This window comes from Micromonospora sp. CA-248260 (genome assembly GCF_050942205.1).
In the GTDB taxonomy this organism is placed as follows: Bacteria; Actinomycetota; Actinomycetes; order Mycobacteriales; family Micromonosporaceae; genus Micromonospora; species Micromonospora antibiotica.
Window position 1 is genome coordinate 6,388,758 of record NZ_CP192021.1, and the last position, 15,573, is coordinate 6,404,330.

16 protein-coding genes are annotated in these 15,573 nt (G+C 73.3%); 9 read left to right on the top strand and 7 right to left on the bottom strand.

Annotation, left to right across the window (positions count from 1 at the left end):
• Positions 1-79: 79 nt before the first annotated feature.
• The 4 genes from ACQP2H_RS27715 to ACQP2H_RS27730 all read left to right on the top strand — a co-directional run bounded on the left by ACQP2H_RS27715 (position 80) and on the right by ACQP2H_RS27730 (position 4,446).
• Positions 80-718: a TetR/AcrR family transcriptional regulator gene (locus ACQP2H_RS27715; protein WP_208568268.1), complete on the top strand. Its 639-nt coding sequence runs from the start codon at positions 80-82 to the stop codon at positions 716-718.
• 65 nt (positions 719-783) lie between these two features.
• Positions 784-1,011, top strand: coding sequence for a DUF3107 domain-containing protein (locus tag ACQP2H_RS27720; protein WP_091242202.1), 228 nt, complete (start codon positions 784-786; stop codon positions 1,009-1,011).
• A 380-nt stretch (positions 1,012-1,391) separates the two neighbouring features.
• A complete protein-coding gene (locus tag ACQP2H_RS27725) occupies positions 1,392-3,140 on the top strand; it encodes a DEAD/DEAH box helicase (protein ID WP_219464811.1) in 1,749 nt (582 codons plus the stop codon).
• A gap of 136 nt (positions 3,141-3,276) precedes the next feature.
• Positions 3,277-4,446 carry a class I SAM-dependent methyltransferase gene (locus ACQP2H_RS27730; protein WP_219464813.1) on the top strand — a complete coding sequence of 390 codons (1,170 nt, stop codon included), beginning with the start codon at positions 3,277-3,279 and terminating at the stop codon, positions 4,444-4,446.
• Between the two features lie 6 nt (positions 4,447-4,452).
• On the opposite strand, the gene ACQP2H_RS27735 is transcribed toward ACQP2H_RS27730, so the two are convergent.
• Entirely contained in the window at positions 4,453-4,878 is a 426-nt protein-coding gene (locus tag ACQP2H_RS27735) for a hypothetical protein (RefSeq protein WP_219464815.1), read from the bottom strand.
• A 225-nt stretch (positions 4,879-5,103) separates the two neighbouring features.
• Between ACQP2H_RS27735 and ACQP2H_RS27740 the strand changes: the two genes are divergently transcribed.
• Positions 5,104-5,520 (top strand): helix-turn-helix domain-containing protein, encoded by a 417-nt coding sequence (locus tag ACQP2H_RS27740; protein ID WP_219464817.1) that lies wholly within the window; start codon positions 5,104-5,106, stop codon positions 5,518-5,520.
• A gap of 263 nt (positions 5,521-5,783) precedes the next feature.
• Here the strand turns inward: ACQP2H_RS27740 and ACQP2H_RS27745 are convergent, their stop codons facing one another.
• The 4 genes from ACQP2H_RS27745 to ACQP2H_RS27760 form a co-directional block, all read right to left on the bottom strand.
• Positions 5,784-6,908 (bottom strand): hypothetical protein, encoded by a 1,125-nt coding sequence (locus tag ACQP2H_RS27745; RefSeq protein WP_255597751.1) that lies wholly within the window; start codon positions 6,906-6,908, stop codon positions 5,784-5,786.
• Between the two features lie 221 nt (positions 6,909-7,129).
• Complete coding sequence (locus ACQP2H_RS27750; protein WP_433233699.1) at positions 7,130-9,409, bottom strand: DEAD/DEAH box helicase; 2,280 nt, start codon at positions 9,407-9,409, stop codon at positions 7,130-7,132.
• A gap of 181 nt (positions 9,410-9,590) precedes the next feature.
• A complete protein-coding gene (locus tag ACQP2H_RS27755; RefSeq protein ID WP_357538487.1) occupies positions 9,591-9,881 on the bottom strand; it encodes a hypothetical protein in 291 nt (96 codons plus the stop codon).
• A gap of 85 nt (positions 9,882-9,966) precedes the next feature.
• Positions 9,967-10,386: a DivIVA domain-containing protein gene (locus ACQP2H_RS27760; RefSeq protein ID WP_433229428.1), complete on the bottom strand. Its 420-nt coding sequence runs from the start codon at positions 10,384-10,386 to the stop codon at positions 9,967-9,969.
• A gap of 297 nt (positions 10,387-10,683) precedes the next feature.
• Here ACQP2H_RS27760 and ACQP2H_RS27765 point away from each other — a divergent pair, with 297 nt between their 5' ends.
• Positions 10,684-10,914 carry a GntR family transcriptional regulator gene (locus ACQP2H_RS27765; RefSeq protein ID WP_219464820.1) on the top strand — a complete coding sequence of 77 codons (231 nt, stop codon included), beginning with the start codon at positions 10,684-10,686 and terminating at the stop codon, positions 10,912-10,914.
• A 181-nt stretch (positions 10,915-11,095) separates the two neighbouring features.
• A complete protein-coding gene (locus ACQP2H_RS27770; protein ID WP_357538491.1) occupies positions 11,096-11,299 on the top strand; it encodes a hypothetical protein in 204 nt (67 codons plus the stop codon).
• Between the two features lie 164 nt (positions 11,300-11,463).
• On the opposite strand, the gene coaD is transcribed toward ACQP2H_RS27770, so the two are convergent.
• Positions 11,464-11,934: a pantetheine-phosphate adenylyltransferase gene (coaD, locus tag ACQP2H_RS27775; protein ID WP_219464824.1), complete on the bottom strand. Its 471-nt coding sequence runs from the start codon at positions 11,932-11,934 to the stop codon at positions 11,464-11,466.
• Positions 11,935-12,177: 243 nt separating this feature from the next.
• Entirely contained in the window at positions 12,178-13,299 is a 1,122-nt protein-coding gene (locus tag ACQP2H_RS27780) for a glycerophosphodiester phosphodiesterase (RefSeq protein WP_219464826.1), read from the bottom strand.
• 216 nt (positions 13,300-13,515) lie between these two features.
• Here ACQP2H_RS27780 and ACQP2H_RS27785 point away from each other — a divergent pair, with 216 nt between their 5' ends.
• Together ACQP2H_RS27785 and ACQP2H_RS27790 are read left to right on the top strand one after the other, a co-directional pair.
• Positions 13,516-14,850 (top strand): TrkH family potassium uptake protein, encoded by a 1,335-nt coding sequence (locus tag ACQP2H_RS27785; protein ID WP_433229431.1) that lies wholly within the window; start codon positions 13,516-13,518, stop codon positions 14,848-14,850.
• Positions 14,840-15,508: a potassium channel family protein gene (locus ACQP2H_RS27790; RefSeq protein ID WP_433229433.1), complete on the top strand. Its 669-nt coding sequence runs from the start codon at positions 14,840-14,842 to the stop codon at positions 15,506-15,508. Before ACQP2H_RS27785 ends, ACQP2H_RS27790 begins: the two co-directional genes overlap by 11 nt.
• Positions 15,509-15,573: the final 65 nt, after the last annotated feature.

A 15,573-nucleotide genomic window follows, 5' to 3' on the forward strand; every position in this document is an offset into this window, starting at 1 on the left:
CCAATTCCGGGGCCGGGGTGAGTGCCCTGACCGGTACGGGGTAAAAGTGCCGGCTGGATGACGAAACTCGGAGGTTCCCATGACCGCTGTGGGGAACGGTGCGCAGACTACCGGCCGGCCCACCCGGCTGCCCCGCTCAGCACGCCGTAAGCAGCTACTCGCGGCGGCTCAGGAGGTGTTCGTAGCCCAGGGGTACCACGCCGCGGCGATGGACGACATCGCCGAGCGGGCCGGGGTTTCCAAGCCGGTGCTGTATCAGCACTTCCCCGGAAAGATGGATCTCTACCTGGCGCTGCTCGACACGCACTGTGACGCCATCGTCGCCAAGGTGCACGATGCGATGCGGGGCACCAACGACAACAAGGAGCGGGTCGGCGCGTCGGTGCGGGCCTACTTCGACTTCGTCGACCACGAGAGCGAGGCGTTCCGGCTCGTGTTCGAGTCGGACCTGCGCAACGATCCGGCGGTCCGGCAGCGGGTGGAGCGGGTGGAGCAGGGCTGCATCGCGGCGATCACCGACACCATCATCTCCGACACCGGGGTCAGCCGGTCGCACGCCGAGCTGCTCGCCTCCGGCCTGGTCGGTGCGGCGGAGACGGCGGCCCAGTTCTGGCTGGCCGGTGGCCGGCAGGTGCCGAAGGCCGAGGCCGAGGCGCTGGTCGCGGCGTTGTCCTGGCGGGGCATCGCGAGCTTCCCGCTCCAGGGTGAGTCAGCCTGAACATCCCGCCCCGAGATCGGATAGCCTTCGGACCGGCGGCTATCTCGCCCACCTGAGGAGGCACAGTGGAGGTCAAGATCGGCGTGCAGTACGCGCCGCGCGAGCTGGTACTGGAGAGCGCGCAGTCGCCGGCCGAGATCGAGCAGATCGTGACCGACGCCTTCGCCAAGGTCGAGGGGACGCTGTCCCTGACCGACGAGAAGGGTCGACGGGTCATCGTGCCGGTCGGCAAGGTCGCCTACGTCGAGATCGCCGAGGCGTCTCCCCGTTCGGTCGGGTTCACCGTCCGCTGAACCGGTCCGGCCCCTGCGGCGGGTGACCCCGTCGCAGGCCGGGCCCGGTGGGCGGCGGGTCACCGACCGTGTCGAATCCGGTCGCCGCGCTGGCCCACCCCTGTGCCGTCGGCGTCACCGACGACATTAACGGTGACTCAGGTCACAATTCCCACCCCCGGCGAAAAGCCGTGGGTCCAGGTCAGGAGCGTGTGCCGACCTGCTCGGGTAGGATGAGGTAGTTGCCGTGGGCGCCGATCTGATCGAAGTCCTGCCCACGGCGCGCGTGCGGCCCGGTCCGGCGCGGCGATTCTCCGCCGCCGATCGCGTGGCCCGCGTCACACCGAACGCGCCCTGAGGACAAAACGGGGCGCACCACGAGAGGGCACCCCCAGATCCAGATGAGCGAACAGATTCTCGACCAACTGGAGGGCCAGGAACTGGTCCCCACCGCCCCGGTCCGCCCGGAGGCCCCCACGTTCGCCGCGCTCGGCGCGCGGCCCGAGACCGTCGAGGCCCTGGCCGCGGCGGGCATCACCCGCGCCTTCGCGATCCAGGAGTACGCCATCCCGATCGCGCTGCGCGGCACCGACATGATCGGCCAGGCCCCGACCGGCACCGGCAAGACCCTCGGCTTCGGCGTACCGCTGCTGGAGCGGGTCCTGGCGCCGGCCGAGGGCAGCGACGGCGTGCCCCAGGCGCTGGTCGTCGTACCCACCCGCGAGCTGGGCATCCAGGTCGCCAAGGACCTCGCCGCCGCCGGGCGGACCCGGGGCGTGCGGGTGCTGCCGATCTACGGCGGCGTGGCCTACGAGCCGCAGATCGACGCGCTGCGCAAGGGCGTGGAGATCCTGGTCGGCACCCCCGGCCGGCTGATGGACCTGCAGAAGCAGAAGCACCTGCGGCTCGACCGGGTCCGCGCGCTCGTGCTCGACGAGGCCGACCGGATGCTCGACCTGGGCTTCCTCGACGATGTCGAGAAGATCCTGGCGATGCTGCCGGACGACCGGCAGACCATGCTCTTCTCGGCCACCATGCCGGACCCGATCGTCACCCTCTCCCGGCGGTTCCTGCGCCGGCCGGTGACGATCCACGCCGGGCACACCGCCGAGACCGGCCCGTCGCCGCAGACCCAGCAGCTGGCGTACCGCACCCACTCGATGAACAAGATCGAGATCGTGGCGCGGATCCTCCAGGCCGAGGGGCGCGGGCTCACCATGATCTTCACCCGCACCAAGCGGGCCGCCGACCGGGTCGCCGAGGATCTCGACTTCCGCGGCTTCGCGGTGGCCGCGGTGCACGGCGACCTGGGCCAGGGCGCGCGGGAACGGGCGCTGCGCGCGTTCCGGGCCGGCAAGATCGACACGCTGGTCGCCACCGACGTGGCCGCCCGGGGCATCGACGTCAGCGGCGTCACCCACGTCATCAACTACGACTGCCCCGAAGACCAGGACACCTACACCCACCGGATCGGTCGTACCGGTCGGGCCGGGGCGACCGGCGTCGCGGTCACCTTCGTCGACTGGGACGACATGCCCCGGTGGCGGATCATCGACAAGACGCTCGGCCTGGACATGCCGGAGCCGCCGGAGACCTACCACACCTCCCCGCATCTCTACACCGACCTGGACATCTCCGCCGAGATGACCGGCACCCTGCCGACCGCCGAGCGGACCCGGGCCGGGCTCTCCGCCGAGGTCGAGGAGGACCTCGGTGGCCGTTCCCGCCGGGGTGAGAGCGGCGGCGGCCGGGGCTCCCGACGCGGCGAGGGCCGAGGCCGCGGTGACAGCGGCGGTCGGGGCGCCACCGGCGGTCGCGGCGAGGGCCGACGGGGCCGCCCCGACACCGATGCGCCGGGCGCCACCGAGACGCCCGTGGAGTCCACCGACGAAGGCCCCCGTACCCCGCGCCACCGGCGTCGCCGCCGGGCCGGCGAGGTCGTCGTGGGCGAGCCGACCACCGTGACCGGTGGGGAGTCCACCGACACCCCGACGGGTACGGCGGGCGAGCCGGCCGCCGCAGCCTCCGAGCCGGCAGTCGCAGCCTCCGGGCCGGCCGGCGAGGGCGAGTCGACCCGGCCCCGTCGTCGGCGGCGTCGCCGTGGTGGCGGTTCCGGCACGGACACGCCGGCCGAGGCCACCGCCGACTGACTGGCACCACCGACATCCCCCGGCCCGTACGGACGGCCCGGGGGATGTCGCGTGTCCGCCCGGTCACCACGGCGGTTCGGGTCACCCCGCGTCCGCCCGCTCGCGGGACCGATCGGCCGGGAAGGATGATGGAGCGATGCCGGAACCCTTGGACGCCGCCCTCACCGAGGTCCGGGCGTTGCTGCTCGACCCCGCCCTGACCCGCGCCGTCGCCGCCGGTCGACGCCGTGGGCAGCGCCCCTCCCTGGTCCGGGCCGAACTACGCCCGGTGGCCCTCAAGACCGGCCCCCGGTTGCAGATCTCCACGTCCGACGGCGTCCGGCCGTACACCCGGAACGTGTCGCCGGGCGCGGAGGCCGACGCGGCGGTCGACGCGCTGCTCGCCGAGCCGTTCGGCAACTGGCACGTGGAGACCGCCGGGGCGACCCTCCAACTGCGGGTGACCAAGTCCGGCGAAGCCCAGGTGCACCGGGCCACCGCCGACCGACCGGCGGCCGGGCCGGAGGGCCACGACCGGGTGAAGGACTACCTGCTCGATCCGGGGGACCCGATCTTCGCGACGATCGGCGGCAACGCGGCCAAACGGCGCCAGGTCGACGCCTTCCTCCGCGCGCTGGCCGCCACCCTGCCCGACGATCTCACCGGGCGGCTGCGGGTGGTCGACCTGGGCTGCGGCAACGCCTACCTGACCTTCGCCGCCTACCGGTACCTCACCGGTCGCGGGCTGGACGTGGAACTGGTCGGGGTGGACGTCCGGGAAGATCAACGGCAGCGCAACAGCGAACTGGCCGCCCGCCTCGGTTGGGCCGACCGGGTCTCCTTCGTGGCCGGTACCATCGCCGACGCGGTGGTGGAACCCGCCCCCGACCTGGTGCTCGCGCTGCACGCCTGCGACACCGCCACCGACGAGGCGCTGGCCCGGGCGGTGCGCTGGGACGCCCGGTGGATCCTCGCCGCGCCGTGCTGCCACCACGACCTGGCGGCACAGCTGCGTTCCCGGCCGACGCCGGCCCCGTACGAGCTGCTGACCCGGCAGGGCATCCTGCGGGAACGCTTCGCCGACGTGCTCACCGACGCGCTACGCGCCGGGCTGCTGCGGGTGCACGGCTACCGGGCCGAGGTGGTCGAGTTCGTCGACTCCCGGCACACCCCCCGCAACCTGCTGATCCGCGCCCGCCGCACCGGGTCCGGCACCGACACCGGGCCGCAGCGGGCCGAGTATCAGCAGCTGGTCGACCAGTGGCAGGTCACCCCGCGCCTGTCGATCCTGTTGGACGACCGGCCCGCACCCGTCGGCGGGGCGTGACCAGGCTCAGCGACGTCGCCCGCCGGGCCGCTCCCCCGGCCCCCGGGCGAAGACCGTAGGGACCCGATCACGCTCCCCACGCTCGCCCTCGACGGACGTGGTGGGGAACGGCACCACCGTGCCGGCCGACTCGGCGTTGCCGGCGGCGGCGAAGGCGTTCCACGAGATGTCGACCAGGAGCCGCTTGAGTTCGGCGTGCCGGGCGGCGGCGCTGCGTTGCAGGGCCAGCCGCACGCCGAGCACCACCCCCACCAGCGTGGTGGTGACGGCACCGGCGGCGGCCAGCACGTGCCCGCCGGTCGCCCCGTCACCGGTCAACACCAGCACCAGCAGCCAGCTCCAGAAGCCCAGGGCGAACACCCCCGCCTTGGCGACGAAGAAGAGGCTGACCGCACCCGGGCGGTGCGGCACCGGACGGTCGGGCTCGGCCATAGCTGCTCCTCCTCGGCGTACGGGACGGGGCGGGGGCCCCACCGACCGTCCTGGGTTGGTGACAACTGCGGCAGTCCGCACCCGCCCGCCAGCTGCCCCGGGTGCGGCGACGCCGTCGGCGCGGAAGGGACGGACTGTCGGGCAATTGTCACGACGTCCCGCCGTACTACCCTCGAAGGGCGCACCGGACACCCGACTCCCACCGGAAGGGACGATCTCACCGGCATGGGTTCGACAGAGGTATCACCCCAGATGGCGTTCGCACGGTTCGTGCGACGGGCCATCGACGACGCCCGTGACGAGCGGGGTTGGACGGTGAGCGACCTCGCTGCCCACACCGGGGTCGGTCGATCCACCGTTTTCCGCTGGCTCGCCGGTGACTGGCAGGACTATCCCGAGCTGGCCAAGGTGCGCGGTTTCTGCGCCGCCCTCGACCTGCCGGTGGCGGCGGCCTTCCGGGCCCTCGGCCTGCCCGACGCGGGACCCGTCCCCCGCCGCCGCGCCGACGACGGCCCGGTGGAGGCGGACGTCCGGGTGATCCTCGACCGGCTGGCCGATCCGACGGTGCCCGCCGAGGAGAAGCACCACATCCGCGACCTGCTCCGCTACCTCGCCCGCCGCCCGATCCGCCGGGCCGGCTGACTCCTCCGGCTGCCCCTCGCCGGCTGAGGCCCTTCGGCTGGGACCCTTCATCGGGCCGGGCGGCCGCTCCGGCTGAGCCGGCCGAGCACGCGGCGACGGCAGCGCCTCGCCGAGTAACCACGCAGGGACGGCAGCGCCTCGCCGGCTGGCCAAGCAGGGACGGCAGCGCCTCGCCGGCTGACCAGGCAGGGACGGCAGCGCCTCGCCGGCTGACCAGGCAGGGACGGCAGCGCCTCGCCGGGCCGGGTGGAGGTTGCCGGGGGTCAGCGGACCGTGAGGGTGAACTCGGCGGTCCGCACCACGCCCGCCACCTGGAAGTCCAGGTACATCCGGTAACTGCCGGGGCCGGGCGCGGTCAGCCAGAACGTCACCGTGTCGGTGGCCGGCCCGGGTCCCGGGTGCACGTGCAGGTAGCCCAGGTCCCCTTCACGCAGGGCGACCAGGTGCCCGTACGCACCGAGGTAGCGCTCCAGGGTCGCCGGCTGTCCCGCCCCGTCCCGGACCCGGAACCGCAGCGGTACGGCGGCACCCACCTGCGCCGTGCCCTCGTAGTCGACGGTGAACCCGGCCACGGTCGCCCGGGTGGCCGGGGCCGGCAGCGGGCGGGGCGTGTAGTCCCCCGGAGCGACCAGGTCCACGCCCAGCGTGGCCGGGGTCTGCTGGCCGTCGTCGGCGAGCGCGGTGAAGTCCGTGTACGCCCGCCAGACGCCCGGCTCCGGCAGGGTCAGCGGGATCGACCAGGTGCCGTCGGCGGCCATCGTCGGGTGCAGGTGCTGGAAGCCGGTGAGGTCACGGCGGACCACGACCAGGTGCATCGGCTTGTCGTGCACGATCGCGAACCGGGTGACCGGCCGTCGCTGGGCGTCCCGGATCTGGAACCGCAGTTCGCCCGCCCGCCCGGCGACGAACTCCCCACCCGACGGGGTGAGCGTGTAGCCGCCGGAGGTGACCGACAGGCCGGTGGCCGCGTCGCCGCCCGACTGCCCGGCGGTGCCGTCGTGCTGGTGCGCCCCGGTGCCCGGAGCATGGGTGTGGTCACCGGCGGCGGTGGCGGCGGTCGCCGTCGTACGGTCGGTGGGCCGCCCGTTGGCCCGGCCGAGGCCGAAGCCGAGCAGGACGGCCAGCACCAGGCCACCCACCACCAGTGCCAACCGCAGGGTGGCCCGGTCCGGTCCGACCGCCGACGCCTCGTCCCCGGCCGAGGTCCCCCCGGCGGACAGCACCCATCCGCCGGGCTCCGCGTCGCCACGTCCCGGCCGGTCCCCCGGTTCCGCGTCGGGGGTACCCCGGTCCTGCCGGTCCACCGGCTGCGGGGTGCCCCGGTCAGTGGCCGGGCCGCCGCTACCTGCCGGGCCGGCGGGCCGGGTGACGGATCGCTGGTCGGCCATCCGCCCACCGTACCGTCGAGGCCCTCGGCACCGGGGCGACGGCCGGGCACCGTGGCGGCGGTCGCACTACGGCCGGCCGGGGAACCATCTCCGGTGGGCCCGCTGGTCGGCTGGGCCCGCTGGTCGGCTGGGCCCGCTGGTCGGCGTGGCGACCCGAGCTGGCTCAGCCCGTTGTCGGCCGCCTGCCGAGGCCGCCCGCCACCGGCATCGGCCCGGCCGGATCAGCCGGCGACGGCGAGGGCCAGCGGGAGGACGTCGGGGGCACCGGCGCGGCGCAGCAGCCGGGCGGCCATCGTCATCGTCCAGCCGGAGTCGACCAGGTCGTCGACGAGCAGCACCGGGCCGTCCAGCCCGGCCAATGCGCCGGCCACCTCGTCGGTGACGGTGAAGGCGTCGTGCAGGGCGCGTACCCGCTGGGCGCTGTTGCCGCGCGGCCCGCCGGCCCCGGCCGGGCCGGTGGGGGTGACCAGGCCGAGCAGCGGCAGCCGGCCGACCGTGGCGATCCGCTCGGCGAGCGAGGCGACCAGGGTCGGGTGGCTGCGGGAGCCGACCGCGACCACGCCGGCCGGGCGGCGCGGCCACGGGTCGTCGCCGTGGGCCCACGCCTTCAGCACCTCCACCACGGCCGCCGCCACGTCGTCGGGGACCGGGCCGTCGGCCGTGTCCGGGCCGACCAGTGCGCGCAGCCGGCCACCCCAGCCCAGGTCGGACAGCCGCCCCACCGCCCGACCGGGCAACGCCTGCTCCGCCGGGGCAATCCGCCCCTTCAGTGGTACGCCGACCGCGTCGAGGCCGGTCGGCCAAAGCTTCTTGGGGGCGATCTGCACCCCGGGGCGGCCGAGGAAGGTCTGCGCGGCGGTCAACGCGGGACCGGACACGTCGGCGGTGAACAGCGGCGCGGCACAGCGGTCACACCGGCCGCAGTCGCCGGCACCGCTGTCGTCCAGGCAGTCCCGCAGGTATCGCATCCGGCAGCCGGGCGTGCTGGCGTACTCGCGCATGGCCTGCTGCTCGGCGGTGCGGGCCTCGGCGACGCGGCGCAACCGGGCCTCGTCATAGGTCCAGGGTTCGCCGGTGGCGAGCCAGCCACCACGGACCCGGCGGACCGCGCCGTCGACGTCGAGCACCTTGAGCATCAACTCCAGGCGGGTCCGGCGCAGGTCGACGATGGGTTCCAGGGCCTGGGTGGAGAGCGGCCGGTCGGTGTGCAGGGCGGCCAGCACGGTGCGCACCTGATCCTCGGGCGGGAAGGCGAGCGAGGCGAAGTAGCGCCAGATGGCGGCGTCCTCGACACCGGGCAGCAGCAGCACCTCGGCGTGTTCGACGGCGCGACCGGCGCGGCCGACCTGCTGGTAGTAGGCGATCGGCGAGGGCGGCGCACCGAGGTGCACCACGAAACCGAGATCGGGCTTGTCGAACCCCATCCCGAGCGCGCTGGTCGCCACCAGCGCCTTGATCTTGTTGTCGAGCAGGTCCTGTTCGGCGGCGCGACGGTCGGCGTCGTCGGCCTGGCCGGTGTAGGAAGCCACCGACCAGCCGCGCCCGCGCAGGAACTCGGCGGTCTCGGTGGCCGCCGCGACGGTCAGCGTGTAGATGATCCCGGAGCCGGGCAGCGCGTCCAGGTGGTCGGCGAGCCAGGCCAGCCGGTGCGCCGGGCTGGGCAGGTCGAGCACGCCCAGCCGCAGCGACTCCCGGTCCAGGGTGCCCCGCAGCACCAGCACGTCGGCCCGCCGGCCACCGGCGTCGGCGGGCGACGCGGCAGGATCGACGGGCGACGCGGCAGGATCGGCGGTCGGTGCACTCCCGTCGGCGCGAGGTGCGGCGGGCGAACCGGCGCGGTCGGCGGAGAGTTCGGCGCGGGGGGCGTGGCGGTCGGCGGGGGGTGCGGTGGGTTCGGTGCCGAGTTGCTCGGCGACGTCCCGGGTCACCCGCTCGTTGGCGGTGGCGGTGGTGGCGAGCACCGGGGTCCGCTCGGGCAGGTTGCCCAGGAAGGTACGCAGCCGGCGGTAGTCGGGCCGGAAGTCGTGCCCCCAGTCGGAGACGCAGTGCGCCTCGTCGACCACCAGCAGGCCGGTGGTGGCGGCCAGCCTCGGCAGGACGGTGTCCCGGAAGTCGGGGTTGTTGAGCCGCTCGGGGCTGATCAGCAGCACGTCGACCGCCCCGGCGTGGATCTCGGCGGTGATCTCGTCCCACTCGTCGAGGTTGGCCGAGTTGATGGTGCGGGCCCGGATGCCGGCGCGGGCCGCCGCCTCCACCTGGTTGCGCATCAGCGCCAGCAGCGGCGAGACGATGACCGTCGGGCCGTGCTCGCCACGCTCACGCAGCAGTGCGGTGGCCACGAAGTAGACCGCCGACTTGCCCCACCCGGTGCGCTGCACGCAGAGCACCCGCCGCTGGTCCACCACCAGCGCCTCGATGGCCCGCCACTGGTCCTCACGCAGCCGGGCGTGCTCACCGGCCAGCCGGCGCAGCACCCCCTCGGCCCGCTCCCGCACCGCCACCCGGTCCTGCTCTACCCGCTCCCGCACCTCCACCCGCCATTCCTACCACCCCGGCCGGACACCCCGACCTCCCATGCAGTTGATCAAGAGGTTTACGTCATGATCCGCCCTCCAGGTGACGCAAACTTCTTGATCACCGGGGCGACCGGGAGGGAGGGAGGGAGGGAGGGAGGGAGGGAGATCACCGGGGCTGCCGGGAGGGAGGGGCGGTGGTGGGGTGGGGGTGGGGGTGGGGGGTGCAGGCGTCGGGGTGGTCGGCGGGGCGGGTGCAGCGCTGGGCGGGTGCCAGCGGTCGGTCGCAGTAGACCCAGTGGCGTACGGACTGGGCGTCCTCGCGGGACAGGGTGGTGCCGCCCCGGTCGACGTCAGGCAGGAAGCCGAGTGCCCGGGTGATCGCCCGGGCGAGTCCCTGGGCGGAGACCAGGTCGTCGGCGGTCACGGGCAGGTGGACGACGAACCGTTCCCGGCTCACCGCCGCACGCCCGGCTGACCGACCGTGAAGCCTGTCCGGCTCACCGCCGTACGTGCGTGCTGCTCGGCGGCGAAGCCCGTCCGGGTCACCAGCGCACGTCCGAGGTGAAGTGGGTTCGCCAGGAGCGCAACGCGCGCTTGATCCGTTGGTTCTCCTCCCTGGTCAGGGCCAGGTCACGCCGGGCTGCCGCCAGGTCGGCGGCCACCCGGTGCAGGAAGGCGTGCACCTCCACCGGGTCGAGACCTCGTTTGACCAGGCCGAACTGTCGTTCCTCGACCTGCCGGGCGGTCAGCGGCCGACACGCCTGCGAGCGGTACCAACCACCGTTCGGCGGGCGCTCCGACCAGCGTCGTCCCGCCCGGCGACGGTGCGGACGAGGTTCCGGGCGATGCCACAGGGGGAGGGTAAGGCCGCGCCACGGGCGGTAGAGGGTAAGGTCGCGCCACGGACGGTGGCCGGATCGACCGCGCCACGGGCGGCGGAGCAGGGACAGCAGGATGCGCATGGGTCACCTTCCGGGTCGCGTTCCATTCGGTGCAGTGGAAGGTGACCCGGTCCGCCGATAGGGGACGCGGACCGGGTCACCGGCCTCGGGACCGCAGCCCTGTTCGGCGGTACGGCCCCGGAGCCAACCCTTGGTGTCCGCCCCCGAGGTCTGCCGAACCAACCGGAACCGGACATCCACAAGATACCCAAAATGTTTGTGTAGGTCGACCCTCTGTGGCGGCGACACGACAACTTGTTGCAGTTACTGGTGCAGGCCCGGCATGATCAGAGACGCCGAACCAACCGGAGTCTCACCATGCCTACAGCCGAAGCCCCATACCGCCAGATCGCCAACGAACTCGCCGCGAAGATCAAGAGTGGCGAACTCAAACCTGGCGACAAACTGCCGTCCACCCGCGAGCTTGCCGAGGCATACCAGGTGCACATGAACACCGCCTCGCGTGCGCTCTCACTGCTGCACGACCGAGAGCTGATCACCGGTCAGCCCGGCCGGGGCACCTACGTCACCGAGCCTGCGACGCGCTGACCCGCCCCGCGGCAAACCCGCGCCCGGCCAACTGGCGTGCACGGCAAACCGACGTGCACGCATCGCCGGCCACAGGACCGGCGCACCCGCCAGCGTGGAGAACCGCTCCGCCGCCCTGTCGGTGGTCCTTGACCTGGGGGTCCACTCTGGGTGGCAGAGTCCTCACCCACTGGAGGCAGACATGCGCTGGCTCATCATCCTCATCGTCGTACTCGTGGCCCTCGCAGCCGTGGCATGGTGGCGTCGTGGCCGCCGGCCGGTGACCGACGGGGACCGGCAGGTACGGGACCTGGCGGCATCGGAGCAGGCCCGCCGCCGCCTGGACGACCACCGGAACCCGACGGACGGCAGCAACCTCCGCAGCACCGGGGGCGGAAGTCTCTGACCGGACTCCCGAGCCCGAGATCCTGGGTCACGCCACTCTCCTGAACCGATGGAGCGGTATCCGGCCGGCCTCCCCACCCGTGCCGTTGGATTGTGGAGAGTTGTTGCGGCCCAGGCGACAACAACTCTCCACAGTCGGAGCGCCCCGGCCGTCCGGTGTCCGCGCTACCCCGGTCGCGGCAGCGACTTCCCCAGCGTGCGTACGGCGGTCGATGACATCGCCGCCAGCTCGGGCTGGGCGGGCAGGAAGACCGTGGGGACGCCCAACGACTGGTTCATCGCGGCGAGCCGGCATTCGGTCTGGAGGTCGGTGGTGTTCCGCACGCCCCGGACGATCACTCCCGCCCCGTGGCGGAGGCAGTACTCGGCGGTCAACCCACGCCACGGGGCGACGGTGACGGAGGTCCATCCCATCGGCAGGCTCGCCCGGACAGCGGCGGCCCGCTGCTCTTCGTCGACGCCCGGCTGCTTGCTGCCGTTGACCGCGACGAGCACGACCACCTCGTCAAAAAGGGTGCGCGCCCGGCCCACCACGTCCAGATGCCCGGCGGTGAAGGGGTCGAAGCTGCCGGGGTAGACGGCACGCACGCGTACCCGACCGGGAGTTCCTGCCGGCGGTGGCCCGTCGATGCCCATGGCCCGACTGTAGGTTCCGGCCGTCACCACGTGCCAGCGAGACCAGGTGTACGCGGCCGGAGCGACTCCTGGCCGGTCCGGGATCGCGCCTGGGCGATTGATCCACTCCCGTGGGCCGAGGTAGCGGTGTCCCGGGCGACGGGACACCGCTACCTCGGCGACATTGAGTTGATCAAGCGCCCGACCGGACCCGACCGGACCCGACCGGGCGCGGGCGGGTCAGCGGGCGGGTCAGCGGGCGGGTCAGCGGGTGGACAGGCCGGCGCGGGCGGCGACGGCGGTGTCCGGCTGGTCGGCGAAGACGCCGTCCAGGCCGAGACCGAGGAAGAGTTCGTACTCGGCGGTGATGTCGCCCCGGGCGTTCGGGTCGGTGCCGATCCGGAAGTCGACCGGGAGGAACTGGTTCTCGGCGCGGAACGTCCAGGCATGCACCACCAGCTGGTGCCGGTGCGCGTCGCGGATCACCGTGGTCGGGGCGAGCAGCTTCCCGGTGGCGTCCCGGGGGACGATCAGGTTCTTGTTCAGGCCGACCCCGTCGGCGTACCGGGCGATCCCGCGCAGGCCGGCGGCGGTCGCCAGGTCCTGATAGGTGCGCGGGTCACCGGCGGCGGCGAGGTCGTACGGCTGGCCGGTGGCGTCGAGGAGCTGCACCAGCGGCACGTCGATCATCCGGTCGAGCTTGCGCAGGTTGCCCGTCTCGAAGGACTGGATGAAGACCGGGTCGTTGCGGTGGGTCAGCTTGTTGCGGCGCAGCACCGCGACCAGCGGCTCCTCCAGGGGCAGCCCGATCGAGGCGAAGTAGCTGGGGTGCTTGGTCTCCGGGTAGACGCCGATGGTGCGGCCCCGCGCCTTGGACTCGGCGCGGGCCAGGTCCAGCACCTCCTGGAAGGTGGGCACCTCGAACCGGCCGTCGAAGGCGGTGTTCGCCACCCGCACCTGGGGCAGCCGCTCCTTGGCCCGCAGCGTCTTCAGCTCGGCCAGGGTGAAGTCCTCGGTGAACCAGCCGGTGACCGGTACCCCGTCGATGGTCTTGGTGGCCTTGCGGCCAGCGAACTCGGGGCGGGCCGCCACGTCGGTCGTACCGGAGATCTCGTTCTCGTGCCGGGCGACCAACACCCGGTCCCGGGTGGAGACCAGGTCCGGCTCGATGTAGTCGGCGCCCATCCGGATCGCCAGCCGGTACGCCTCCAGGGTGTGCTCCGGGCGGTAGCCGCTGGCCCCCCGGTGGCCGATCACCAGGGGCCGGTGGGTGGCCCGGTCCGCACGGTCGGCGTCGTCCTCGCGGGCCGAGGCCGCGCCGGGCACGGCGACGGCCACGGCGAGCAGCGCGCCGGCCACACCGAGGGCGGAAAGGGTACGTCGCAACGCGGTCTCCTTCGTCGGGGGGCACCCCGGTCGAAGCCCGGGACGCCCCGGCAGGTGCCGATGGGGCGATGCCAGCAGACCGGGCGCGGCTGACCGCCAGTTGGTCGTCGACTGGCCGGCAGGTGAACCCTGCGGGGAGACGAGCGCGGAAGCCGGCACCGGCCCGGGATACGCGATTCACCGGCCCGGTCGCGCCGTAGTCGACAGGATTGTGTGGTGCGCCGGTTCCTTCGTCACCCCGTCCGGCTGGTGCCGTTCGGTTTCCTGGTGACGATCGCGATCGGCACCGGCCTGCTGATGCTGCCCTGGGCCACCAGCGAACACCGCTACACCCCGCTGGTGACCGCGCTGTTCACCGCCACCTCGGCGGTCTCGGTCACCGGCATGGCCGTCACCGACACCCCGAACTACTGGAACGGGTTCGGGCTGGTGATGATCACCGTGCTCACCCAGGTCGGCGGGCTGGGCATCCTCACCGGTGCGGCCCTGGTCAGCCTGGCGGTCACCCGGCAGCTCGGGCTGCGCAACCGGCTGCTGGTGCAGGCAGAGACGGCCGAGTACGGCTCCGCCGACCTGCGTCGCCTACTGATGCGCATCGCCGGCACGGTGCTCGGCTGCGAGCTGGTGATGACCGCGGTGGTGACCGCCCGGCTCCGGCTCGCCTACGACTACCCGCCGGGCCGGGCGCTGTGGTCGGGGACGTTCCACTCGGTCCAGGCGTTCAACAACGGCGGCTTCACCCTCTACACCGACGGGCTGGTCGGTTTCGCCCGTGATCCGTGGGTGGCGCTGCCGCTGGCGTTCGGCGCGATCGTCGGCGGGCTGGGCTTCCCCGCGCTGTTCGAGGCGTTCCGCCGACGCCGCCGGCCGGCCCGTTGGGCGGTGGCCACCAAGCTGACCATCTGGGGCAGTGTGGTGCTGGTGGCCGTGGGGTTCGTCGGGCTGCTCGCCGCCGAGTGGGACAACCCGTTCACCATCGGCACCTACGACACCCCGGGCAAGCTGCTCGCCACGTTCACCCAGGTCGCGCTCAGCCGTACCGGCGGATTCGACGTGATCGGCGTGGCCGCGTTGCGCGAGGAGAGTTACCCGCTGCTCGTCGCCCTGATGTTCATCGGCGGTGGCAGCGCCAGCACCGCCGGTGGGATCAAGGTCTCCACGTTCTTCCTGCTCGGCTTCGTCATCTGGGCGGAGTTGCGCGGCGAGCCGGACGTCACCGTGGGTCGCCGCCGGATCGCGGTGGCCAGCCAACGCCAGGCGCTGACGGTGGCGCTGCTCAGCGTCGCACTGGTGACGGTCGGCACGCTCGGCCTGACGGTGCTCACCACCGACGTCCGGGCCAACGAGACGCTGTTCGAGGTGACCTCGGCGTTCAGCACCGCCGGCCTCACCGTCGGGCTCACCCAGCACCTGCCCGCGTCGGGGCAACTGGTGCTGACCGTGCTGATGTACATCGGGCGGATCGGCCCGCTCACCGTCGGCTCGGCGATCGCGTTGAACACCCGGCACCGGCTGTACCGCTACCCGAAGGAGCAACCCGTTGTCGGCTAGGGGTGAGGGCGACGGCGACATCGCCGTGATCGGGCTGGGCCGGTTCGGCTGCCACCTGGCCGGGGCGTTGACCCGGCTCGGCCACCAGGTGCTCGCCGTGGACCGCGACCCCGACCGGGTGCAACGCTGGTCGGCGTCGCTGGACCGGGTGGTGCAGGCCGACGCCACCGAGGAGCAGGCGCTGCGGCAGCTCGGCGTCGGCGAGTTCTGCCGGGTGGTGGTCGCCATCGGCGCCTCGGTGGAGGCCAGCGTGCTCACCGTGCTGGCGCTGACCGAGGTGGGCGTACCGCAGGTGTGGGCGCGGGCCACCTCCCGCAAGCACGCGAAGATCCTGGCCTCGGTCGGCGCCCACCACGTGGTCTTCCCCGAGGCGGAGACGGGGGAACGGGTGGCCCACCTGATCGTCAGCCGGATGCTCGACTTCATGGAGTTCGGCGGCGACTTCGCCATCGCCAAGGTGCCGGTCCCCCCGCCGCTGGTCGGTCACCGGCTGCGGGACCTGGCGGTGCAGGAACGCTACGGGGTGATGGTGGTCGGCGCGAAACCGGCCGGGGAACGCTTCCGGTACGCCGACCCGGACACGGTGCTCGGGCCGGGCAGCATCCTCGTCGTGGAGGGCGGGATCGCCCAGGTGCAACGGTTCGCGGCCCTACGCTGACCGCACCGTCCGCCCGCCGACCCGGCCGGCCGCAGCACCCGGCCGCCGCCGCAGAGCCGGCACCC